At 69.8% G+C, this 22,693-nt stretch carries 27 protein-coding genes; 3 read left to right on the top strand and 24 right to left on the bottom strand.

Features of this window, described 5'->3' with window-relative positions; genetic code table 11:
- The 19 genes from F3H87_RS05000 to fabF form a co-directional block, all read right to left on the bottom strand.
- The gene (locus F3H87_RS05000) at positions 1-435 is read right to left on the bottom strand and encodes an NlpC/P60 family protein (RefSeq protein ID WP_149786149.1); all 435 of its coding nucleotides are present in this window, start codon (positions 433-435) and stop codon (positions 1-3) included.
- Positions 432-1,310, bottom strand: coding sequence for a DUF2163 domain-containing protein (locus F3H87_RS04995; protein WP_149786150.1), 879 nt, complete (start codon positions 1,308-1,310; stop codon positions 432-434). Before F3H87_RS04995 ends, F3H87_RS05000 begins: the two co-directional genes overlap by 4 nt.
- A gap of 4 nt (positions 1,311-1,314) precedes the next feature.
- Positions 1,315-1,947, bottom strand: coding sequence for a DUF2460 domain-containing protein (locus tag F3H87_RS04990; protein WP_149786151.1), 633 nt, complete (start codon positions 1,945-1,947; stop codon positions 1,315-1,317).
- 10 nt (positions 1,948-1,957) lie between these two features.
- Positions 1,958-2,620 carry a phage tail tape measure protein gene (locus F3H87_RS04985; RefSeq protein ID WP_149786152.1) on the bottom strand — a complete coding sequence of 221 codons (663 nt, stop codon included), beginning with the start codon at positions 2,618-2,620 and terminating at the stop codon, positions 1,958-1,960.
- Positions 2,617-2,817 carry a rcc01693 family protein gene (locus tag F3H87_RS04980; protein WP_149786153.1) on the bottom strand — a complete coding sequence of 67 codons (201 nt, stop codon included), beginning with the start codon at positions 2,815-2,817 and terminating at the stop codon, positions 2,617-2,619. The genes F3H87_RS04985 and F3H87_RS04980 overlap by 4 nt, the downstream gene beginning before the upstream one ends.
- On the bottom strand, positions 2,814-3,140 hold the full coding sequence (locus tag F3H87_RS04975) for a gene transfer agent family protein (RefSeq protein WP_149786154.1): 327 nt from the start codon (positions 3,138-3,140) through the stop codon (positions 2,814-2,816). Before F3H87_RS04975 ends, F3H87_RS04980 begins: the two co-directional genes overlap by 4 nt.
- Positions 3,140-3,553: a phage major tail protein, TP901-1 family gene (locus F3H87_RS04970; RefSeq protein WP_149786155.1), complete on the bottom strand. Its 414-nt coding sequence runs from the start codon at positions 3,551-3,553 to the stop codon at positions 3,140-3,142. Before F3H87_RS04970 ends, F3H87_RS04975 begins: the two co-directional genes overlap by 1 nt.
- A 24-nt stretch (positions 3,554-3,577) precedes the next feature.
- Entirely contained in the window at positions 3,578-3,988 is a 411-nt protein-coding gene (locus tag F3H87_RS04965; protein ID WP_149786156.1) for a DUF3168 domain-containing protein, read from the bottom strand.
- Positions 3,985-4,326 (bottom strand): head-tail adaptor protein, encoded by a 342-nt coding sequence (locus F3H87_RS04960; protein ID WP_149786157.1) that lies wholly within the window; start codon positions 4,324-4,326, stop codon positions 3,985-3,987. Before F3H87_RS04960 ends, F3H87_RS04965 begins: the two co-directional genes overlap by 4 nt.
- Entirely contained in the window at positions 4,323-4,922 is a 600-nt protein-coding gene (locus F3H87_RS04955) for a head-tail connector protein (RefSeq protein WP_149786158.1), read from the bottom strand. The genes F3H87_RS04960 and F3H87_RS04955 overlap by 4 nt, the downstream gene beginning before the upstream one ends.
- 150 nt (positions 4,923-5,072) lie before the next feature.
- Positions 5,073-6,260, bottom strand: a complete 1,188-nt coding sequence (locus tag F3H87_RS04950; protein WP_149786159.1) for a phage major capsid protein — start codon at positions 6,258-6,260, stop codon at positions 5,073-5,075.
- Between the two features lie 34 nt (positions 6,261-6,294).
- The gene (locus F3H87_RS04945) at positions 6,295-6,849 is read right to left on the bottom strand and encodes an HK97 family phage prohead protease (protein ID WP_188129151.1); all 555 of its coding nucleotides are present in this window, start codon (positions 6,847-6,849) and stop codon (positions 6,295-6,297) included.
- Between the two features lie 17 nt (positions 6,850-6,866).
- Positions 6,867-7,094: a GTA head formation protein, RCAP_rcc01685 family gene (locus F3H87_RS04940; RefSeq protein ID WP_149786160.1), complete on the bottom strand. Its 228-nt coding sequence runs from the start codon at positions 7,092-7,094 to the stop codon at positions 6,867-6,869.
- Positions 7,087-8,274, bottom strand: a complete 1,188-nt coding sequence (locus F3H87_RS04935; protein ID WP_149786161.1) for a phage portal protein — start codon at positions 8,272-8,274, stop codon at positions 7,087-7,089. The genes F3H87_RS04940 and F3H87_RS04935 overlap by 8 nt, the downstream gene beginning before the upstream one ends.
- Positions 8,275-8,359: 85 nt before the next feature.
- Complete coding sequence (locus tag F3H87_RS04930; RefSeq protein WP_188129120.1) at positions 8,360-9,730, bottom strand: DNA-packaging protein; 1,371 nt, start codon at positions 9,728-9,730, stop codon at positions 8,360-8,362.
- Positions 9,630-9,980, bottom strand: a complete 351-nt coding sequence (locus F3H87_RS04925; RefSeq protein WP_149786162.1) for a hypothetical protein — start codon at positions 9,978-9,980, stop codon at positions 9,630-9,632. The genes F3H87_RS04930 and F3H87_RS04925 overlap by 101 nt, the downstream gene beginning before the upstream one ends.
- A 207-nt stretch (positions 9,981-10,187) precedes the next feature.
- On the bottom strand, positions 10,188-11,561 hold the full coding sequence (locus tag F3H87_RS04920; protein WP_149786163.1) for an SLC13 family permease: 1,374 nt from the start codon (positions 11,559-11,561) through the stop codon (positions 10,188-10,190).
- Positions 11,562-11,590: 29 nt separating this feature from the next.
- Positions 11,591-12,754 (bottom strand): endolytic transglycosylase MltG, encoded by a 1,164-nt coding sequence (gene mltG / locus F3H87_RS04915; protein WP_149786164.1) that lies wholly within the window; start codon positions 12,752-12,754, stop codon positions 11,591-11,593.
- On the bottom strand, positions 12,754-14,013 hold the full coding sequence (gene fabF, locus F3H87_RS04910; protein WP_149786165.1) for a beta-ketoacyl-ACP synthase II: 1,260 nt from the start codon (positions 14,011-14,013) through the stop codon (positions 12,754-12,756). The genes mltG and fabF overlap by 1 nt, the downstream gene beginning before the upstream one ends.
- 151 nt (positions 14,014-14,164) lie before the next feature.
- Between fabF and F3H87_RS04905 the strand changes: the two genes are divergently transcribed.
- Positions 14,165-15,334: a cation:proton antiporter gene (locus F3H87_RS04905; RefSeq protein ID WP_223227960.1), complete on the top strand. Its 1,170-nt coding sequence runs from the start codon at positions 14,165-14,167 to the stop codon at positions 15,332-15,334.
- Between the two features lie 249 nt (positions 15,335-15,583).
- Here the strand turns inward: F3H87_RS04905 and F3H87_RS04900 are convergent, their stop codons facing one another.
- The 4 genes from F3H87_RS04900 to fabD all read right to left on the bottom strand — a co-directional run bounded on the left by F3H87_RS04900 (position 15,584) and on the right by fabD (position 18,887).
- On the bottom strand, positions 15,584-16,330 hold the full coding sequence (locus F3H87_RS04900; RefSeq protein ID WP_149786166.1) for a 1-(5-phosphoribosyl)-5-[(5-phosphoribosylamino)methylideneamino] imidazole-4-carboxamide isomerase: 747 nt from the start codon (positions 16,328-16,330) through the stop codon (positions 15,584-15,586).
- Between the two features lie 193 nt (positions 16,331-16,523).
- On the bottom strand, positions 16,524-16,757 hold the full coding sequence (locus F3H87_RS04895; RefSeq protein ID WP_149786167.1) for an acyl carrier protein: 234 nt from the start codon (positions 16,755-16,757) through the stop codon (positions 16,524-16,526).
- A gap of 395 nt (positions 16,758-17,152) precedes the next feature.
- Positions 17,153-17,890, bottom strand: coding sequence for a 3-oxoacyl-[acyl-carrier-protein] reductase (fabG, locus tag F3H87_RS04890; protein ID WP_149786168.1), 738 nt, complete (start codon positions 17,888-17,890; stop codon positions 17,153-17,155).
- A gap of 55 nt (positions 17,891-17,945) precedes the next feature.
- Positions 17,946-18,887 (bottom strand): ACP S-malonyltransferase, encoded by a 942-nt coding sequence (fabD, locus tag F3H87_RS04885; RefSeq protein WP_149786169.1) that lies wholly within the window; start codon positions 18,885-18,887, stop codon positions 17,946-17,948.
- A 159-nt stretch (positions 18,888-19,046) separates the two neighbouring features.
- Here fabD and F3H87_RS04880 point away from each other — a divergent pair, with 159 nt between their 5' ends.
- Positions 19,047-20,246, top strand: a complete 1,200-nt coding sequence (locus F3H87_RS04880) for a cytochrome b/b6 domain-containing protein (protein WP_149786170.1) — start codon at positions 19,047-19,049, stop codon at positions 20,244-20,246.
- 56 nt (positions 20,247-20,302) lie between these two features.
- Positions 20,303-21,715, top strand: a complete 1,413-nt coding sequence (locus tag F3H87_RS04875; RefSeq protein WP_149786171.1) for an amidase — start codon at positions 20,303-20,305, stop codon at positions 21,713-21,715.
- A gap of 334 nt (positions 21,716-22,049) precedes the next feature.
- On the opposite strand, the gene F3H87_RS04870 is transcribed toward F3H87_RS04875, so the two are convergent.
- Complete coding sequence (locus F3H87_RS04870; protein ID WP_149786172.1) at positions 22,050-22,631, bottom strand: YceI family protein; 582 nt, start codon at positions 22,629-22,631, stop codon at positions 22,050-22,052.
- Between the last annotated feature and the right edge of the window lie 62 nt (positions 22,632-22,693).

Raw genomic sequence — 22,693 nt, 5'->3', positions numbered from 1 at the left:
TCAAACCTCCTGATGGAACCGGAACCGCGCCACGATGCGACGCGCCCAGGGCGCGCTCAGCGGGCTTTCCACGACCGCATGCCCGGAATAGGCGTGGATGAATGTGGGCGCCGGACCGACATCGCCGGCGATCCCCAGATGCTTGGCCACCGTCCCCGCGCGCATACGAAACAGCAGCACGTCGCCAGCCTGCCGGTCCTCCCGCGCCACCATGCGCAGATGCCGCCGCGCCGCGCGCCACAGCGCCTCGTCGCCTTGCGGCTCCGACCAGTCGCGACTGTAGGGCGGCACCGGCTCGGGCTCGTCGCCCACGACCTCGCGCCAGACCCCGCGCAACAGCCCAAGGCAATCGGTCCCCACCCCCTTGCGGCTGGCCTGGTGCAGATAGGGCGTTCCGATCCAGCCCCGCGCCGCCGCCACCACGCGCGCATTCATCGCCGACTCCCCCCGCCCAGATCGCCCGAGCGCGCGGGCACCGCCATCAGCCAGTCCTCCGATGGCAGGTCGGGAAAGCCCTGGAAGTTCAAGATGTTGTCGAATTTGAACCGGCAGGTCTCCAGCCGCTTGTCGCACCCGGCGACCAGCCGCACCCGGTCCCCCGCCGCGATCCCGGCGCGCAGCGGCGCCCACAGGGCGATTTCCCGCCCCGCGCCGGCAACCTCGTCGCGCCGGATCTGGGCGTGCAGCCCACGGGCGGCCCCGTCCTGCACCTCCAGCTGGCCGCGGCGGAACCAGCCCGGCGCGTATCCCGGCAGGGCGTCGAACATCAGCGTGCTCTCTTCGTCCACCCCCCGCAGAACCGCCTCGGCGGCATAGCCCCGCGTCGTCAGGTCAACCCTGCAATCCCGATCCCCCAGCACGGCGGTGCAGGGCTTCTGGAACACCCGCCCGACGGGTCGGTTCAGCGCCTCGGTCAGGCCGCGCAGTTCCGCCCGGAACGCACCGCCCGCGCGCCGGATCTCGCCGATCGTGCCGCGAAAGCGCAGGTGCCGCTGACCCGTGTCCGCCCAGTTCACGATCCACGCCCGCAGCTCGGCCCCGTCATAGCGCCCTGCGTCGATATCCGCCTCGCTTATACGCGCATCGCTCAGCGCCCCCAGCGCCTCGGCATTGTCCACCGACAGGCCGGTGCCTTGTTGCAACGCTGTGGCCGACAGCCCGCTTTCGGCGCGAAAGGTGATGCCGTCGAACACCAGATCCAGGTCGTGATCGGTAAAGCCCAGCACAAGCCCGTCCGCACGCGTGATCGCCCAGGCCCCGGCCAGCGTCGTCAGGCCGGATCGGATATGGTCAAGAAATGCCTCGTCCATCGTGTCAGACCCTCACTTCCACCACCGGCACGCCCGGCACGTCCCCGGCCCGGAAACTCGCGACGCTGGTCTGGATGCGGTCGGTATCGAACCGCACCGGCACGTCGAATTCGAACCCGGCGGTGATCTCCATCCCCTCGTTCGGCGGATGCGCGAAACCGACGATCCCGGTGGCGGGGTCCAGCTCCCAGTGGATGCCTTCCTGCTGGGCGTCGCCCTCGATCCCCACGCGCACCGTGCCGGCCACCGGCTTCGTGACCGGCCGCCGATAGATCTGCGCGCCGGACCGGTATTCCTTCGCCAGCGCGAATTGCGCCGTTTCCCCGTCCCCGACGGCGATCACCTGGTCCATGTAGCCGGGTTCGGCCGAGGGGCGGCAGGATTTGAAATCCGACCAGTCCTTCCAGCGAAACCCGTAAAGCTGCCCGTGCCGCGCCTCGAAAAACGCGATCAGCGTCTCGACATCGTCGAGCGAGCGCAGCCCCACCCCGGCGTCATAGCGCCGCCGCGAATGCGCCCAGGGGCTGTTGCGCTCCTCGAAACCGTTGGCCAGCGTCACCACGTCCGTGCGCCGCTCCGGCCCGCCGACCGAGCCAAAGCTCAGGTTGGCCGGAAACCGTATCTCGTGAAATCCCATCTTCGTCTCCTCAGCGGTTGCGCTGCGCACGCCCCAGCGCGCGGCTCACCTGCCCCGCGATCTGGCTCTGGCTGCGGCGAAAGCTTTCGGCGTCGGGGGTCTGGATGTTCATCACCACGCTGACCGGCCCTGCCCCGCCCTGCGCCCGGACGCCAAGGCTGCCGTCGGGCCCGCGCGACAGCGGCATGATCGCCTCGGGGCCCGCCTCGCCCATCAGGCCGGTGGCGCCCCGCATGGCGAAATAGCTGGGCCCGCCGACCACGCCACCCCTGGCAAATGGCATCACCCGGCCCTGCGCGAACCCCGCGCCACCGGCAAAGGGCAGGATATGGCCCATCAGGCTGCCGACACCCTGCGCCAGCATCCCGCCGACATGATCGGTGACGGGCTTGACAGCCGCCGAATAGGCGGTGTTCACCATCGTTTGCGCCACCGTGCGCAGCGCGTCCGACAGCTTCATCCCATCCAGAAGCACCCCGTCGAAGGCGCGGCGCAACCCGGTGCTCATCCCCCGCTCCAGCGTGCGCACATCCTGCCCCGCCGCCGCGAATGTCGCGCGCATCCGGCCCAGCTCGGTTTCGAACCCCGCCGCCATGCCGCTGGCGCCGTCCATCGCCACCTCCAGCGTCTCGATCTGCATCCCCAGCCGGTCCAGCCCGTCGTAATCGCTCATCTCTCTGCCCTTTCAGGGGTGTCGGGAAACGCGGCCAGCATCTCCTCCAGCCGCGCGCGCGCCATCGGGGCGGCGCCCGCGCCGCGCCCCAGCATCAGCATCAGTTCCGCCGGCGTCAGTGCCCAGAACCGCTCGGGCGTCAGCCGCAACCCGGCCATCCCGGCCCGCATCATGCCCGGCCAGTCGAACCCGCTCATGCGCCGGCCTCTTCCGGCAGGGCAAAGGCCCGCGCCAGCAATTCCGCCGCCGCCCGCGCGCCCGCCATCGGCCCGCCCGCGATCTCGGCCCGCGCCAGCGCGCGCGCATCGCCCGGCCAGCCGCCGCCGCGCAGCCCCGCCAGCAGCAGCGCCAGCACGTCGCGCGTGGAAAACCGCCCCGCCTCGAACCGCTCGACCAGCGCCACCAGCGTGTCCGCCCCCAGCGCCTCCTCCAGCTCGGCCAGCGCCCCCAGCGTCAGCTTCATCACCCGGCGCTCGCCATCCAGAACCAGCGCCACCTCGCCCCGCCAACGGTTCACCATCACAGCGCCGTAAACGACAGCGCCCCGGCCGAGGCCATCGCCATCTCGTATGTCGCCTCGCCATTGTGGTTGCCCGCATATTCCAGCGCGGTCACCTGGAACGGCCCCTCGACGATGCCGAAACCGGGGATCACCACCTGGAAATCGGGGATCTCGCCGTCAAAGAAGATCTGCCGCGCCCGCTCGTCGGTATCGGCATCGCGGAACACGCCCGAGCCGCTGATCGACGCGGTTTTCACGCCCGCCCCCGCCAGCAGCTCGCGCCACCCGCCCTGGCTTTCCAGGCTGGTCACGTCCACGCTTTCCGCGTTGAAGCTGATCCGCGTGGCCCGCAGCCCCGCGATCGTGCCGAACTGCTTGTCGCCGGTCAGGTCAAGCTTGATCAGCAGGTCCTTGCCATTCTGTGCACCCATCGGTTTGTCTCCTGAAATTTGGGGTTACTCGTCGTCGATCCGCGCGCGGAACCGCAGGTCGATCCGGCGCAACTGGCCGGTGCCCTCGCGGCTGGCCCGCGCGCGCAGAAAATTCAGCGCCACCAAACGTCCGCGCGCCAGCGGCAGCTCGCCACCCAGCAGCGCATCGCTGATCGCGGCGGCCACCGTCTTGGCGGCGTGAAACCCGCTGCCATCGGCCACCACCGACACCGTGAAATCGTGCCGCGCCCCGCCGCCCGTCTTGTCGGACGCGTCGCGCACCTCCTCGGGGCCAAGGCTGACGTAAAGCGGCGGCAGCGGGCCGCTCGGCATCACGTCATAGACCGCGCCGCCGACCAGCCCCGCCAGCACCGCGTCACCGCTCAGCCGCTGGAACACCGCCTCCTGCAAGGCCGCCGCCATGCCATAGCTCATGCCACCACCTCCTCTTCGGCAAAGCACGTCAGGAACCGCCCGCGCGGATCGCGCTCGGCCACCGCCGTGATGCGGAACACCCGCCCGCCCTCACGGAACCGCTGTTCCGGCCTTGGCCGCGCCGCGTGCCCCTCGGGCGCCGCGCGCACCGTGATGCGATAGCCGGTCAGCGATACCTGCGCCCCGTCGCCCGCACGCTCGCGCCCGGTGCGCGCCACCACCTCGGCCCAGAGCGTGCCCAGCACCTCCCAGCCGCGCTGCACGCCGCCCGCGCCGTCGGGCGCCCGCACCGGTGCCTCCAGCACCAGCCGGCGGCTCAGATGCACCCGCCCGCTCATGCCGCACCTCCGCCCAGCAGCCGCACGGTGCGGTAGCGTTCGATCAGGCTGGTCACGCCAAAGGGCATGCAACCCGCGCCCAGCCCGGTCTCGTCACGGTATTCGTAGTAATGCGCCGCCAGCAGCATCACCGCCTGGCGCAGGTCGGCGGGCAAGCCGTCGAACTCCGCCGCCATCCCGGCCTCGAACGAAATCCGCACCGACCCGCCCCGCGGGATCACCGGCAACAGTGCCGCCACCGGCATCAGGCGCGGGCGCTGGCTGTCGCGCTCCAGCCGGTAAAGCGCAGGCGCCACCGTCACCCCGATCCCGTCGCGGTCGGCCAGCACCACCTCGCTCACCGCGCCGACCGGGGCCACCGGCAGCGCCTGGCCGGTGGCGTCGCGCCAGTCCGCCAGGCTCAGCCGGAACGCCCGCGCGATCAGGATCTTGCCGGTGCGCGCCTCGATCGCCGACAGGGCCGCCCGCAAAAAGCCTTCCAGAACCTCGTCCTGCACCCCGTCCCCGGCAAACCCGGTGCCCTGGCGCAGATGCGCCCTGAACGCCGCCACCGGCAGGGCCGCCTGCCCGATCTCGGTCTCTTCCGTCAACATCATGGACCTGTCTCCAATCTTCGCCCCTCCGCGATGGGGTCAGGCGCGCGCCGCCAGCGTTGCTCGAACGGAGGGAGCAGCCAGACAACACCGTTGCACACGGCACGCGCCCCGGGGACGGGCCGCACAGGGCCCGCCCCCGATCCCCGGCGCTTACGCGACCGAGAATTTCAGCAGCTTGATCGCGGCGAAATCGCTCACGTCGCCGCCCACGCGCCGGGTGGCGTAGAACAGCACATGCGGCTTGGCCGAGAACGGATCGCGCAGCACCCGCAGGTCGGGCCGTTCCGCCACCGTGTACCCGGCGCGGAAATCGCCGAACGCGATGGCCGTGGCGTCGCTGCCGATATCGGGCATGTCCTCGGCGATCAGCACCGGGTAGCCCAGCAGCCGCGCAGGCTCCCCCGCGGCCAGCCCGTCCGACCACAGGAACCGCCCGTCATTGTCCTTCAGCTTGCGCACCGCGCCGGCAGTTTTCGAGTTCATGACGAACGCCGCGTTCGCCCGGTATTGCGCCCCCAGCGCATAAACCAGGTCGACAATCGCATCCGCCCCGCCGAACCCGCCATCGACGCCGGTGGCGACATAGCCCAGCCTGCCCCAGCTCCAGCCGCCATTGCCGACATGCGGATGGGTCAGGAACCCGGTGGGCTTGTCGATGCCGTCGCCGTTGACGAAAGCCGCCGCCTCGGCCCGCGCGAACCTGTCGGCGATGCGGCCCGCCAGCCAGCCCTCCAGGTCGAAGGCCGCGTCGTCCAGCAGCCGCTGCGATGCCTTGGGCAGCGCCGACAGCTCGTGCAGCGGGATGGTGATGCGCTCGATCTGCGGCGTGCCGGTTTCCGACACCGACCCGGTCTCGGTGTTCCAGCCGTGGCCGACATCGCCGCGATCCACCAGCACGTCATAGCTGGTGGCCTCGATCTCGACCACGTTGGCAATCGCCCGGACCGAGGCCGCCCCCTGCAACACGCTGCGCACGGTATCGGCGGTTTTCGGGTCCACCAGGTATCCGCCATCGGCGGCAATGGCGGTGTTCATCGCCTTGCCCTCGGGCGCGATGCCCCGCAGCCCGTCATCGTCGCCGCTGCGCAGGTAGGCGTCGAACGCCTTTCGGTGGGGCGCCCCTGTGTCGGCACGCATGGCCAGCGCGGGGCGCGCGGGGGTATGGGGGGCAGTCTTACGATCCAGCATGGTCAGTCGCTCTTCCTGTTGTTGAAGCCGTGTGTGGATTTCGTCACGAAACCCCTTGAATTCACTTGCAAACCCCGCAATCGCGGTGGTCGCCTCGGCGACCGGAGACACAGCATCCCCGGTCCGAGACTTCGTCTCGGTCGTGCTCATCAGCATGTCCTTCTCTGGTGGTCCCGGCGCGGGCTCAGCCCCGCGCCATCATCTCAAGGCGTGCCGCGTCGAAGGCCGCCGTCAGTTCGCGCCAGGCGGCATCGGCCCCGGGCGCCTCGCCCTTCCGACCCACCCGCGCACTGGGCAGCATCGGAAAGGTCACCAGCGACACCTCCCAAAGCTCCAGTTCCGTCAAAAGCCGCTGACCCCTGTCGGTCTTCACCGCGCGCCGCGTGCGATACCCGATCGACAACCCGTCAAGCGCCCCCGCCGCAATCAGCGCCGCCGCCTCGCGGCCCCTCTCGACACTGTCGAGGATGCGGCCCTTCACATACAGGCCCCGGCCGTCCTCGCGCACCTCGTCCCAGACGCCGATGGGCTGCGCCGGGTCGTGCTGCCACAGCATCCTGACCTTCCGGCCCTCGGCGGCCAGCCGCGCAAGGCTGTCGGCATAGGCCCCGGCCTGCACCACGTCGCCGCCCTGGTCGCAGGCGCCGAACAGGCTGGCATAGCCCTCGATCACCGCTCCGTCGCGCAGCACCAGGTCCTCGCCCAGGCGGCAGAACTTGGTTTCCAATCCGTAATCCATCCCGATCCCTTTCCCGCTCATGGCGCCACCGCCAGCAGCGATTGCACCGCCTGCGCCACGATGATCCCCACGATCCCGTAAACCGCCAGCCACAGGCGTTTCTCCAGCTTCTCCATCGCCGCCTCCAGCCGTTGCGCGCGCTGTTGCAACCCGTCGATCTGCAACTTGCTCACCCGCTCATGCGCCTCCAGCCGCAGCGCCGGCGCACAGTCGAACGCCTCGAACCCGTAGCGCCTGTCATCCATCGGCGGGCTCGCTCAGCACCGGCAGGCCCAGCAACCCGCGCTTTTCCGCATCCGTCAGGAACGCCGCATCGCTCACCCGCCGCCACAGCTCCGACCTCTCGGCGGCCAGCGCCGGCACCTGGTCGAGGTCCGGCTTCAGCTCCAGCGCCTCCCCGGCAAAGCGCGACAGCCACTCCGATACCTGCGCCGTGACGCGCGCCGCCAGCGGCAGCACCGTCAGGCGATAGAACGCCCGGTTCGCCTCCTGGTAATTGGCGAATGTCGCATCGCCCGGTATCCCCAGCAGCATCGGCGGCACGCCAAAGGCCAGCGCGATCTCGCGCGCGGCGCTTTCCTTGGTCTTCTGGAACTCCATGTCCGACGGGCTGAAGCCCATCGGCTTCCAGTCCAGCCCGCCCTCCAGCAGCATCGGCCGGCCCGCGTTGCGCGCACCCTGGTGATGGGTCTCCATCTCCGACACCAGCCGGTCATACTGGTCCGCGCTCAGGCCCCCCGCACCGTCCGCGCCGGTATAGACGATCGCCCCCGAAGGCCGCGCCGCGTTGTCCAGCAACGCCTTCGACCAGCGGCTTGCCGAGTTGTGCACGTCCAGCGCCTGCGCCGCCGCCTGCAGGGGCGACAACCCGTAATGGTCGTCCTGCGGATGAAACGCCCTGACATGGCAGACCGCCGGCACCTCGCCCGTCACGTCGAAGCGATGCCTGCGCCCGCCCACCGCGTATTCATAGGCCACCGGCCAGCCATCGCCCCCCGGCACCACCTGCATCCGGTCCGAGCGCAGCACATGCAGCTCCCCCGGCAACGCATCCGTGCCCGCCACGGCCTCAAGGTAACTGTCCCCCGACAGCAGCAGGTAACCGTAAAGCGCCTCGAACAGCTCGGCCTTGCCCTGCGCCGGGTTCGGGCGCTGCACCAGCCGCAGCAGCGGGTGGGTGTCGTAGCGCTGCGCGCTGTCCTGCAACACCAGCGGCAGGGCGGCGGCGGCCTCGGCGATCATCTTGACGCAGCGATGCACCACCGGGTTCGCGCCATAGCCGGTGCGCGTCAGGCTCACGGTGTCGCGCGGGCTCCACGCCACGCGACCGGCGCCGCCCATGGCCATGACCCGCCCGGTGGCGCTTGCCTTCCGCTCCGGCACCGCCCCGGCCCCGGCGCTGCGTCGAAAGAAATCCAGCTTCATGCGTCTTGCTCCTCGTCCTTGGGCGCTCCACCCGGCCTTGCGCCGTCGAAAGCCAAAATGCGTCGAAAGGTTTAAGGAAAATGAACTAGAGCGCGCGCACCGTCGGATGCCGCCATTTGCGCACCGGTTCGATCATCAGGTCGCTCAGCGCCCAGACCAGCGCATCCAGCCGGTCGGGACTGCCGGTGCCCTCGTATCCGCCGGTCGTCATCGCGCACATCTGGTCCTCCAGCACGCCGAAGCCGCGCAGGTGGTTCACCCGCCCCTGTTCGTACAGTGCCGCCACCGGCTCGGCGCGGGCCTGCTTGTTCACCGTCGCGCGCACCTTGCCCAGCGGCACCAGCGGATCGACCTGCCGCAGCACCGCCTCGACCATGTCGCCGCCCTGGTTCACCTCGACGACGATGCGCGCGGCGTTCCAGCGGTCGCGCGCCGCGATGGCGGCCCGCGCCCAGGCGGCGGGGCTGGCGGCGCTGATACTGGCATCCTCCAGCACGCAGGCCTGCCAGTGCTGCGGCGCCCCCCGCGCCCGCACACCCGCCACGATGATCCCGCATTCGTCCGAGCGCGCATGGCCCGTCACCGGCGGGTCCACCGCCACCACGATCCGGTCCAGCTCCGGGCACTCGCCCAGCCGCGCGGCATCCAGCATCGCCCGCGACCACAGCGCGCCCTCGGCATCCTCCATCAGCACGCCCTCCAGCTCCTGCCGGCCCAGCCGCGTGCCGGCGTAGCGCGCGCGCATCTCGACCAGAAAGCTTTCGGCAAGGTTGGCGGCATTCGCCTCGGTCGGCGCATGGGTCCGCACCGTGCTGTCGCGCCCCAGCACCTCTTTCAGCACGCCCACGTTGCGCGGCGTCGTGGTCACGCAGACCTGCGGGTTCTCCCCCAGCCGCAGCGCGAATTGCAGCATGTCCCACGCCTCCTGCCCGCGCTTCCATTTCGCCAGCTCGTCCACCCAGGCGGCGTCGAATTGCGGGCCGCGCAGCGCCTCGGGCTCATGCGCCGAAAACACCTGCGCGGTCGCGCCGTTGGGCCATGTCAGCATCCGCCGCCCGCCATGCCAGACGGGTTTGCGGTCGGGCGGCGCGCAGGCCAGGATGCCGCTGTCGCCGAACACCATCACCTCGCGCGCCTGGTCCAGCGTTTCGCCCACGATGGCCACCCGCGCGCAGCGCCCCGGGTCCAGCGGCATCGCCCCCTCGACAAGGCTGCGCACCCATTCCGCCCCGGCGCGGGTCTTGCCCGCGCCGCGCCCGCCCAGGATCACCCATGTCCGCCAGTCGCCGCCGGGCGGCAACTGGTGCGGCAGCGCCCAGAACTCGAAAAGATGCGGCAACGCCAGCACCAGCCCGTCATCGAGGCTTTGCAGGAAGTCCCGCTGGACATCCTCGGGCGCGGAGGCGAGCCAGGCGGCACCCGATCTCAGATCGGGCCCGGTCGAAGTCGATGGCATAGTCGTTGACGATGCCCTGCTGTTCCTTGCGGCGCTCTTCACATCTTTGCTCCGTATCCAGTGCCATCTTCAGCCAGTGCCGGATTTCCGCGGTCAGCCGGGCGCTGTCCTTCAACGCCTCCAGCTCGCCCGCGCGCACCCTTTGCTGAAGCTCCAGAAGCTCGGTCGTCATCCCGAGCAATTGCTCCTCCACGACCCGGATGGCCCGGCTGAGTGAGTCCCCGGTCGCGTCAGAAAGTTCTGCTTTCATGTGTCTGCTCGCTTTGCCCCATGCGTTTTCCCTCCGCACGAGCGAGACGAAAAAAGCGGCACCCGGGTTGCCCCGGGGCCGCTTGCCCACCTCTTCCAGCTTGTCACAACCTATACGACAGACCGTGCGCCGATGTCAAGGTTTTCGACCTCAGGAACACCCCGCAACCGTCCGGTTTCATTACATTTTGTTAACCGCCAAGGAGCGTCAGAACACCGCCGCGCCCAGCGTCAGGCCCAGCCCGACCGCCACCACCAGCCCCAGAACGTCCAGCGCCGCACCCGCGCGCAGCATCGCCGCGCGGGTCACGCCCGCCTGCCCGAACACGATGGCGTTGGGCGGCGTGGCAACCGGCAGCATGAACCCGATCGACGCCGCCAGCGCCACCGGCAGCAGCACCGCCACCGGGTCGGCCCCCATCGCCGCCGCCGTGGCCCCCGCCACCGGCAGGAACAGCGCCGCCATCGCGGTATTGCTGGCCAGCTCGCCCAGGTAGACGGTGATCGCCGCAAAGCCCGCCACCAGCACCGGCAGCGGCCAGCCATGCAGCGCCGCGCTCTGCCCGCCGATCCAGTCCGACAGCCCGCTTTCCTGCATCAGCCGCGCAAGCGCCAGCCCGCCGCCGAACAGGATCAGCACGTCCCAGCGCAGGTCACGCAAATCGCGCCACTCCATCAGCGCACCGCCCCGCCCCGACGGTACAAGGAACAACGCCACCCCCGCCAGCATGGCGATCCCGGCATCGCTCAGCGCGCCCAGCCCCGGCAGATCGTCCAGCAGGGGCCGCGCGATCCACGCGCAGGCGGTCAGCGCCCCGATGATCGCCACACGGCGCGCTCCGGCGCTCAGCGCGGCCTGCCGGCCCGCCTCTTCCAGCATCAGCGGCGCCGCGCCCAGGCCGGGCGACAGCCGGCTCAGCACCAGCCACGCCAGCCCCAGCAGGATCAGCGACACCGGCACCCCGACGACCGCCCATTCCGCGAACCCGATCACGATGCCATAGGTATCGGCCATGTAGGCCGCGAACAGCGCGTTGGGCGGCGTGCCAATCAGCGATCCCATCCCCCCGATCGTCGCGGCAAAGGCAACGCCCAGCATCAGCGCGGTGCCGCTGCGTGCCTCCTGCGCCTGCGCCGCCAGCCCGGCGGCAATCGGCGCCATCACCATCGCCGAGGCGGTGTTGCTGATCCACAGGCTCAGGAAAGCGGTCGATCCCATCACCGCCGCCAGAACCCGCCCCGGCGCGGTTCCGGCCCACCGCAGCAGCGCCCCCGCGATGCGCCGGTGCAGCCCCCATTTCTCGATGGCCAGCGCCAGCAGGAAACCGCCCAGGAACAGGAATATCAAAGGGTTGGCATAAGGCCCGGCAATGGCGGCGATATCGCCCAGCCCCAGCAGCGGCGCCAGCGCCAGCGGCAGCAGCGCGGTCACCGCCAGCGGCACCGCCTCGGTCAGCCACCACAGCGCCATCAGCGCCGCCAGCCCCGCCACGCGCCACGCCGCCGGGTCCATCCCGCCCGGCGCCGGCAGCGCAAGCGGCAGCAGCAACACGATCGCTCCGATGACATGGGTCAGGCGCATCGCCCCTTCCTCTCGCTCGGGCCGGGCGGTCAGTCGTTGGCGCGCTCCGCCTCGAGCCGGCGATACGCGGCCACGTTCGCGTTATGCTCGTCCAGCGTCACGGCAAAGTTATGCCCGTCCGCCGGGTCAAGCGTCTTGGCCACGAAATAGATGTAATCGGTGTCGTCCGGGTTCACCGCCGCCTCGATGCTGGCGCGGCCCGGATTGGCGATGGGCGTCGGCGGCAACCCCCGGATCACATAGGTGTTCCACGGTGTCTCTCCGCGCAGCTCGCTCTGCCGCAACCCGCGGCCCAGCACACCGCGCCCCTGCGTGATACCATAGATCACCGTCGGGTCGGTCTGCAGCGGCATCCCCGCCTCAAGACGGTTGGTAAAGACGCTGGCCACCACGCCGCGCTCTTCCGGGGTGCCGGTTTCCTTCTCGATGATCGAGGCCAGGATCAGCGCCTCCTGCGGGGTCGTGACCGGCAGGCCCTCGGCGCGGGATTGCCACGCCTCGGTCAGGATCGCCTCCTGCCGCTGCTGCATTTCGGCCACCAGCTCGGCACGGCTGTCGCCCACCCGCACCTCGTAGCTGTCGGGCGCCAGCATCCCCTCGGGCGGGGTCTCGCCCACCTCGCCGTCCAGAACGTCGACCTGCTTCAGTTCCTCGACCACCTGCCAGCTCGTCACGCCCTCGGCCAGCGCGATGCGGTAACGGGTATCGGATTTCTCGCGCACCTCCGCAAAGGCCGCCGGCACCTCGCCCTCGCCCGGAACGAAGGCCGCCCGTTCGACATAGCGGTTGGTCGCCGGGTCCAGTTCGCGCACCTGCACCTGCGCCCGCGTCACGCCGATGCGATACACAACCTCGGTGCCGCAGGTCGATGCCCCGCCCCGCGTGACGATATCCACGATCTCGGCCATGCTGGCGCCCTCGGGCACCAGGAAACTGCCGGCCTTCAGCGCCTGCGTCCTGTCGGAATACTCGGCCCCCAGCCGGAACACCGTGTCGCTGGTGATCGCGCCCCGATCGGCCAGGTCACGGCTGACCCGCGACATCGTGCTGCCCGAGGGCACGCGCAGGCAGATCGCCTGGTCCAGCGGCCCCTCGGCGCTGTATTCGCGCTGCCCCCACAGGATCACGCCGCCCAGCAGGAACAGCCCGACGATCAGCATGGTCAACCCGTTCGAGGCGATGGCCCGCCACATCAATCGACCTTTCCGACGATCAGGCTCGCATTGGTGCCGCCAAAGCCAAAGCTGTTGGACAGCGCGATATTGATCTCACGTTCGCATTTCCTGTTCGGCGCCAGGTCCAGCGGGGTTTCCACCGCCGGATTGTCCAGGTTGATCGTCGGCGGCGCCACCTGGTCGCGAATCGCCAGGATCGAGAAAATCGCCTCGATCGCACCCGCCGCGCCCAGCAGGTGCCCGGTGGCCGATTTCGTCGACGACATGGTGGCCTTGTTCGCCGCGTTGCCCAGCAGCCGCTCCACCGCGGCCAGTTCGATCACATCGGCCATCGTGCTGGTGCCATGCGCGTTGATATAGTCGATATCCGACGGTTGCAGCCCCGCACGCTCCAGCGCCGCCTTCATCGAGCGGTATCCGCCGTCGCCATCCTCGGACGGCGCGGTGATGTGATAGGCATCGCCCGACAACCCGTACCCCAGAACCTCGGCATAGATCTTCGCGCCGCGCGCCTTCGCGTGCTCGTACTCCTCCAGCACGACGATCCCCGCGCCCTCGCCCATCACGAACCCGTCGCGGTCGGCGTCATAGGGGCGGCTGGCCGCCTTGGGGTCGTCCTCGCGCTTGGTGCTCAGCGCCTTGCAGGCGTTGAACCCGGCGATCCCGATCTCGCAGATCGCCGCCTCGGCGCCGCCCGCCACCATCACGTCGGCATCGCCCCACTGGATCAGCCGCGCGGCATCGCCGATGGCATGCGCGCCGGTGGAACAGGCGGTCACGACCGCGTGGTTGGGGCCCTTGAAGCCGTATTTGATGCTGACCTGCCCCGAGATCAGGTTGATCAGCGCGCCGGGAATAAAGAACGGCGATACCCGCCGCGGCCCCTTCTCGGCCATCAGCAGCGTGGTCTGTTCGATGGATTGCAGCCCGCCGATCCCCGATCCGATCATCACGCCGGTGCGCAGCCGGCTTTCCTCGTCCTCGGGCATCCAGCCCGCGTCGCGCACCGCCTGTTCGGCGGCGGCAATCCCGTAGAGGATGAAATCGTCGACCTTGCGGCGCTCTTTCGGCTCCATCCAGTCGTCCGAGTTGAACGTGCCCCCGCTGCCATCGCCCAGCGGCACCTGGCAGGCATATTTCGTCTGCACCCGCTCGGGGTTGAACCGTGTGATCGGGCCCGCGCCCGACTGACCGTCCAGCAGACGGCTCCATGTTTCCTCGACCCCGCAGGCCAAGGGCGTGACAAGGCCAAGCCCGGTAACGACAACGCGACGCATGAAGTCTGCCCCTTCTATCCTCTTTGCCCGCTCATACCCCGACCCGCCCGATGGGGGCAAGAGGGCAGCACATCCCGGCGGCAGCCACCTGCCGCCTTGACCGCCCCGCCCGGCCGGTATCTGCTGGGCCGCAAAGGGACAGGGGCACGACATGACGATGGCCGAGGAACTGGCGCCGGTTTTCCTGATGCTGGGCGGAATCTTCGCACTGGGGCTGATCGCCGACAGCGTGGCGCGGCGCACGGCGATCCCGCGCGTCAGCCTGCTTTTGCTGTTCGGCGTGCTGCTGGGCGGGCCCGGGCTCGACCTGCTGCCGCGCCCGGGCGAGGCGTTGCAGAATTTCCTGTCGACCACGGCGCTGACCATGGTGGCCTTCCTGCTCGGCTCGTCGCTGTCGCTGGAAACCCTGCGCAGCCGGGGCCGCGCGATCCTGGCGCTGTCGCTGTCCATCGTCCTCGTGACGCTGGCGATGGTGTCGCTGGGCCTGTGGCTGGCCGGTGTGCCGCTCGGGCTGGCGCTGGTGCTGGCCGCCATCGCCACCGCGACCGACCCGGCGGCCACGCAGGACGTGATCGCGCAATCGGGCCGCGACACGCGGTTCACCCGCACGCTCAAGGGGATCGTGGCGATCGACGACGCCTGGGGGCTTGTGGTGTTTTCCTTCGTCCTGCTGGGCGTCGGACAGATGACCGGCGCACAGGAAGGCGCGGGTATCGTCCGGGGCCTGGCCCGCGATATCCTCGGCTCGGTCCTGCTGGGGCTGGCCGTGGGCCTGCCCGGCGCATGGCTGACCGGCCGCATCGAAAAGGGCGAGCCGCTGCTGATCGAGGCGCTGGCGCTGGTGTTCCTGCTGTCGGGCGCGGCGCTGGCGCTCGATCTCAGCTACCTGCTCGCAGGGATGACCGCCGGCATGGTTCTGGTCAACACCGCCCGCCATCACGACCGCGCCTTTCACGAGATCGAGCATGTGCGCTGGCCCTTCCTGGTGCTGTTCTTCGTGCTGGCGGGCGCCGCGCTGGAGCTGTCGGCGCTGATGGCGCTGGGGCTGGTCGGCGCGGCCTATGCCGGGCTGCGCATCGTCGCGCGCATGGCGGGCGGCTGGATCGGCGCCACCATCGGCCACACCCCCCGCGCCGAGCGCGCCTTCTACGGCCCGGCGCTGCTGCCGCAGGCGGGCGTCGCGGTGGGCACCGCGCTGATCGCCGCGCAGGAATTCCCGCAATGGGGCGAAACCGTCATGGCGCTGACCATCGGCACCACGGTGCTGTTCGAACTGCTGGGCCCGCCCGCCGCGCTCTGGGCGATCCGTCGCGGCGGCTGAAGATTGGCGAAGCAGTCACGGACAGCCGAGCCACGCACCCTGCCCGGAACGGCCGCGCAGCGGCCCGGGCATCGCACGGCCGCCCCCCGGCCGGGCGATTGGCTGCCGCCAGTGCCACGGTCTGAGGTAGGAAGTGGCTGCGCGATAAAGTGACCGCAACAAAGGTCGCATCGCCCGACCGCGGCCGTGCGATACCCTCTGTTGCACTCCCCTAAAACGGCAGCCTTATCCCCCACGCCACCCTTCCCGTCACATGAACTCCGCCTGCGCCTCGCCCGCCTCGGGCTGCGCCAGCGCCAGCGCCTCGGCCAGGTCCACGTCCCGCGACAACAGCGCCCGCCCGATCAGCGTGCCCGCGATATTGGGCACGTATTTCAGCACCGCCACGTCATCGGCGCTGCGCACCGTGCCGCGCGCGATCACCGGGTGGCGCGTCTTGGCCGCCAGCCCCGCGATCAGCCCGACCGAGCCGTCGCTGTCCTCGATATCGGCGTCGATATCGGTCACGATCACCCCGGCCAGCGGGCTGCCGGCAAAGGCGTCCAGGAAGGATTCCGGCGAAAACGCGCTTTGTTCGCGCCAGCCATGGGTCATCACCGTGCCGCGGAAGATATCCAGCGCCAGCACGATCTGGTCGGGATAATATTTCGCCAGCGTCCGCAGCAGGTCGGGCTCGTAGGCCGCCATGGTGCCCACCACCACGCGGCCCGCGCCCCGGTCGATCCACTGCGCCACCCGCTCGCGCGAGCGGAAACCGCCGCCCAGCTGCACCGGGATGCCCGCCGCGCGGATGATCTCTTCCACCAGCGCATCGTTGTCGCCCCGCCCGCTCAGCGCGTCAAGGTCGGTGACATGCATCCACGATGCCCCCGCCGCGGCAAAGCCGCGCGCCACCTCGACCGGGTCGCGGTGCCAGATCACCGGCTCTTCCAGCCGCCCGCGCATCAGCGACACGCATTTGCCGTTCATCAGTTCGAGTGTGGGATAGATGATCATCGCCGCTGCCTCCCGTCTGGGCCCCGGACGCCAGACGCGTCCACAGACGACACCCTAGCGCGCCCCGGCGCCGCGGCGATTGGCGCGGAACGGCAAGCGACGCGCGATTCACGTCATGCGCGGCCGGTTGCACATGAAAAAAGGCCCCCGCCGATCCGGCAGGGGCCCTGTCCACCCGAAAGGTGGGAATTTCTTACGAGGCGTCCTTGATGAACTTCACCGCGTCGCCGAAGGTCTGGATGGTTTCGGCCGCGTCATCGGGAATCTCGATGCCGAACTCTTCTTCGAACGCCATCACCAGTTCCACGGTGTCCAGGCTGTCCGCGCCCAGATCGTCGATGAACGAGGCGTTCTCGGTCACCTTGTCCTCTTCGACGCCCAGATGCTCGACAACGATTTTCTTCACGCGATCTGCGATATCGCTCATGGTCCAGTCCTCACAACTTCTTGGGCGGTAGCGCCCGTTTCTGCCCTCGCCCTGCGGGGGTGGCAATCCTTTGCCCGGGTTTGCCCGGACGGTTCTCCAAAGACCCCGCTTGGGGAGGACCGCAGGCATACCCCCGGTCCGACTGCGAGGCCTATAGCACATGCGGCACTCAAGGCAAACGCTTTCACACGGGCACGGAAATGGCGATGAAAAAACGACGGCGCAAGGGGGAAATCCACCGCGATTTTCCGCCGAACCTCACACAAGCCACTGAGAATGCTTCGAAAATACCGGATACACCGACACCCCCGCACCCCCGGCCAAAGCCCCGGGACAGCCGCGCACGCGCCCGCGCATCCCCGCGCATGACGGGAATCGATTCCCGCACCGCGCGATCAGAGCATCGCCATCCCGCCGTTCACATGCAGCGTCGCCCCGGTGACATAGCCCGCCTCGGGGCTGGCAAGGTACAGCACCGCCGCCGCGATCTCTTCGGGTGTGCCCATGCGCGCGGCGGGGATCTGCGCGTTGATCTTGTCCTTCTGGTCGTCGGTCAGCTTGTCGGTCATCGCCGTGGCGATGAAACCGGGCGCCACCGCGTTGGCGGTGATGCCGCGGCTGGCCACCTCGTAGGCGATGGATTTCGTCATGCCCACCATGCCCGCCTTGGCGGCAGCGTAATTGGCCTGGCCGGGATTGCCGGTGGCCCCCACGATGGACGAGATATTCACGATCCGCCCCCAGCGCGCCTTCATCATCGGGCGCATCACGCCCCGGCACAGCCGCATCGCGGCGGTCAGGTTCACGTCGATCACCGACTGCCATTCCTCGTCCGACATCCGCATGAAGATCTGGTCGCGGGTGATCCCGGCATTGTTGACCAGGATATCGACCCCGCCCATCGCCTCGACCGCCTGCTTGGGCAGCGCGTCCACCGCCTGCGCGTCCGACAGGTTGCAGGGCAGCACGTGGGCGCGTTCGCCCAGCTCGGCGGCCAGCGCCTGCAGCGGTTCTTCGCGCGTGCCCGACAGGCCCACCGTGGCGCCCGCGCCATGCAGCGTCCGGGCGATGGCCCCGCCGATACCGCCCGACGCGCCGGTCACCAGCGCGCATTTTCCAGTCAGGTCGAACATGTCCTTGATCCTTTCGTGTTTCGGGTCGCCCGCGCCGCGCGGCGCCGCCCCCGGCTTATGACGTCAGGCTTTCCACCGCCGCTTTCACATCCTCGGGCGTGCCGACGGCACGGCACTCGATATGGCGGGCGATGCGGCGCACCATGCCCGACAGCGCCTTGCCCGCGCCGATCTCCCAGATTTCGGCCACGCCCTGCGCGTCCATCCACTGCACGCTTTCGCGCCAGCGCACGGCGCCGGTCACCTGCTCGACCAGCAGCGCGCGGATGCGGTCGGGATCGCTCACCGCCTCGGCCACCACGTTGGCCACGACCGGCACCTTCGGCGCGGCGATATCGACCCCCGCCAGCGCCTCGGACATCGCCTCGGCCGCCGGCGCCATCAGCGCGCAATGGAACGGCGCGCTGACCGGCAGCATCACCGCCCGTTTCGCGCCGCGCCCCTTGGCGATCTCGACCGCGCGTTCCACCGCCGCCTTGTGGCCCGACACGACCACCTGCCCGGGATCGTTGTCATTGGCCGCCTGGCAGATCTCGCCCTGCGCTGCCTCTTCGGCCACCGCGCGGGCGGTGTCGAAATCCAGCCCCAGCAGCGCCGCCATCGCGCCCACGCCCACCGGCACCGCCGCCTGCATCGCCTGCCCGCGCGTGCGCAGCAGCCGCGCCGCGTCGCCCACGCTCAGCGCACCCGCCGCCGCCAGCGCGGAGTATTCGCCCAGGCTGTGCCCGGCCACGAAATCCGCCGCCGTCACGTCGACGCCCTCGGCCTCCAGCGCGCGCATCGCCGCCATCGAGGTCGCCATCAGCGCCGGCTGCGCGTTCTGCGTCAGCGTCAGTTCGTCCTGCTCGCCCTCCCAGATCAGCGCCGACAGCTTTTCGCCCAGGGCCGCGTCCACCTCGTCGAACACGGCGCGGGCCTGCGGATAGGCCGCGGCCAGGTCGCGGCCCATGCCGATGGTCTGGGCGCCCTGCCCCGGAAATACGAATGCGCGGCTCATCGCGTGCCCCTTTTCTTGTCGTGTCCGGCCCGGAATAGCGCGCGGGCCCGCCCGGCGCAACGGGGCGCGCGCATCCATGCACGGGCCCTGTGCGGCGCCGGGCATGGTGCCTGCGCGCAAACTGCCTGATTGATGCGCCGTGACAGCAAAGGACACATCATGACCGCCCGCAACACCGCAACCCGCTATGGCGCCGTCGCCAAGACATTCCACTGGCTGACCGCGCTGCTGATCCTGACCGCCATTCCGCTGGGCCTGATCGCCGGGGACATGGCGCATGACCTGTCGCCGGGCGACAGTGCCGCGCTGGCGCGGGTGGCGATGCTGTTTTCCCTGCACAAGACGCTTGGCGTGGCGGCGTTCCTGGCCGCGCTGCTGCGCATCCTCTGGGCCGTGGCGCAGCCTCGGCCCGGCCTGCCCAACGGCGACCGGCGGGCCGAGGCGTTCCTGGCCGCGCTGATCCACTGGGCGCTTTACGGCGCGCTGGTGATCGTGCCGCTGTCGGGCTGGGTGCATCACGCCGCGCAAACCGGGTTTGCCCCGATCTGGTGGCCCTTCGGCCAGACCCTGCCCTTCGTGCCGCAAAGCGCGGCCTGGGCAGATCCGGCGGGGGCGGTGCACTGGCTGTCCACGAAAATCCTGATCGGCGCGATCCTGCTGCACGTGGCGGGCGCGCTGAAACACCACCTGATCGACCGCGACGACACGCTGCGCCGGATGCTGCCCGGCCGGGCCGGGGCCGCGCCCAGCCCCGAACAGCCCGGCCACGTGCTGCCCGCAGCCCTTGCCGCCGCCGTCTGGATCGGCATCCTTGGCTGGGGTGTCGCCGGCACCGCCGGCGAAGCGCCCGAGCGTGCCGCCGTCACGCAGGGCGGCGGCGACTGGCTGGTGCAGGAGGGCCAGCTTGCCATCACCGTGCAGCAGTTCGGCAGCGCCGTGCAGGGGCAGTTCGGCGAGTGGCAGGCCGATATCGCCTTCGACCCCGAAACCGGCACCGGAAATGTGAGCGTCGCCATCGCGATCCCGTCGCTGACGCTGGGATCGGTCACCGAACAGGCGATGGCGCCCGACTATTTCGACGCCGCCACCCATGAAACCGCGCGGTTTCAGGCCGAAATCGCGCGGTCCGGCGAGGGCGCGCAGGGCTATGCCGCCACCGGCACGCTGACGCTGAAGGGCGCGACCGTGCCCGTCACCCTGCCCTTCGATCTGGACATCGCGGGCGAGGTGGCGACGATGACCGGCGGGCTGACGCTCGACCGACGCGATTTCGGTATCGGCGCGCAGATGACCGACGCGGGGCAACTTGGCTTCGCCGTCGACGTTTCGGTATCGCTGAGCGCCGCCCGCGCCGAATAGGGCTTGCCTCACCGGCCTGCCTGTTCCCTACTGTGGCAAAACCGCAGGGGGACAGGATGGACAAACCGATCTGGCAACTGGGCGCCACCGAAACCGCCGCCGCGATCCGCGAGGGGCGCATCACCTCGGTCCAGGCGACCGAGGCGCATCTGGAGCGGATGGACGCGGTCAACCCGGCGCTGAACGCCGTGGTGCTGGACATGCGCGACAGCGCGCTCGATACCGCCGCCGCCGCCGACAAGGCATTGAAAAGCGGCGATATTCACGGCCCGCTGCATGGCGTGCCGATCACCGTCAAGCAGAACGTGGACGTGGCGGGCACCCCCAATATCAACGGCGTTCCGGCCAATGAGGGGCTGATCGCCCCGGATGACGCGCCTGTCACCCGCAACCTGCGCAACGCGGGCGCGGTGATCCTGGGCCAGACCAACACGCCCGAATTTTCCATGCGCGCCTTTACCGACAACCCGGTGCACGGGCTGACGCTGAACCCGTGGGACGAGGCGATCACCTGCGGCGGCTCGTCCGGCGGGGCGGCCTCGGCCGTGGCGGCGGGGATCGGCACGCTGGCGCATGGCAACGATATCGGCGGTTCCCTGCGCTGGCCCGCCTGGTGCTGCGGGCTGGCGACGATCCGGCCCACGCAGGGGCGTGTTCCGGCCTTCAACCCCTCGCTTGCCGGGGAACGCCCCTTCGTCGCGCAGCTGTTTTCCACGCAGGGCCCGATCTGCCGCAACGTGGCCGACACCGTGCTGGGGCTTGAGGTGATGGCCGCGCGCGACGCCCGCGACCCGCTGCATGTGCCGATGCCGCTGGCGGGCGACGCGCAGGAAAAGCGCGTGGCGATGGGCAAGGTTACCGGGGACATGGACCCAGATGCGGGCATCCTCGACATCTGTGCGCAGGCCGCCGACCACCTGCGCGCCGCCGGATACGAGGTGGACGAGGTGGAACTGCCCGATGTCATTGGCTGCTGGCAGAACTGGGCCGACCTGCTGTTCGCCGAGATGTGCACCCTGTCCGAAGACCCGATGCGCGCCGCCGGATCGGAGGATTTCAACCGCGTGATGGATGCCTACAAGGCGTTTTCCAACCCGCTGGACCTGACAGCCTACATGCTGGCGCAGGCGCAGCGGCTGACCCATCTGCGGCAATGGCTGGCGGTGCTGGAAGACTATCCCGTGATCCTGACGCCGCTGATGGTGCAGCGCACGCCCGGCCCGCGCGGCGACCTGGACGGCCCCGACGCGGTGGCCCGCCTGATGCGGGACGGCTCGCGCTACATGGGGGTGATGAACTATCTCGGCCTGCCCTCGGCCGTGGTGCCGGTGGACCTGTTCGAAGGCCACCCGGTCGGCGTGCAACTGACCGCCACCCGCTTTCGCGAGGATACCGCCCTTGCCGCCGCGCAGGCGATCGAGGACGGCGCAGGGACGTTGCTGCCACGGCTCTGGGCGCGGATGGGCTGACAGGTGGCAGGGGGGCCTTGCCCCCCGTCGCCTTCGGCGCCTCCCCCCGGATATTTGCGGAGAGAGGAAATGGCGGGGGAGCGCAACAGAGGGCAGCGCATGGCCGCGGTCGGGCGATCCAACGGTTGTGGCTGGCAATCTATCGTGCAGCCACTTCCTACCTCTGACCGTGGCACCTGCGGCAGCCAATCGCCCGGCCGGGGGGCGGCCGTGCGATGCCCGGGCCGCTTCGCGGCTGGTCCGGGCGGGGACCAGCGACACCACCGCCCCGCCCCATCGAAAAGGGCCGCGCGGATATCGCCCGGCGGCCCTTTGACGGTGCGGAAGGCGCGGCTTACTCGGCCTTCATCGCCTCGATCGAGATCTGCACCTCGACCTCGTCGCTGATGGCGGGGACGAACATGCCCATGTCGAAATCGCTGCGCTTGAGCGTGGTGGTCGCGCTGAAGCCGGCCCAGGGCTTGTTGGCCATCGGGTGAGTGCCGGCCTGCGTCAGCTCCGCATCCAGCACGACCGATTTCGTCACGCCGTTCATCGTCAGGTCGCCGGTGATCAGGGCGGTCGTGTCGCCCGTCACCTCGATCGCGGTCGAGGTGAAGCTGACGGTGTCGTTCTCATCCGCGCCGAAGAAATCCTCGGACATGAAATGCTGGAACCGCTCTTCCCAGCCGGTGAACATGCTGCGCGCGGGGAACGACACGCTGACCGACGAGTCGGCCGGGGCGTCCTGGTCGAACATGATCTCGCCCTCAAAGCCCGAGAACATGCCCCAGGTCGTCGAATAGCCCAGGTGGCTGTAGGAGAACAGCACCTGGCTGTGGCTGGCGTCGAGCACGTATTTCTCGGGGGCGGCCCAGGCGGCCGGGGCGGTCAGCATCGCGCCGGCAAGTGCCGCGGCAGCAAAGATACGGGTCATGATCGGTCCTTTCGTGGTCATGCGGTTGAACGTGTTTGCGTGTGTCAACCACATTGACCCTG

Origin of the sequence: Lutimaribacter pacificus, assembly GCF_900142185.1 — a bacterium.
GTDB classification, from domain to species: domain Bacteria; phylum Pseudomonadota; class Alphaproteobacteria; order Rhodobacterales; family Rhodobacteraceae; genus Lutimaribacter; species Lutimaribacter pacificus.
Note: the sequence above shows the minus strand (reverse complement) of the source record. Positions and strands in the feature narration are given on the sequence as shown.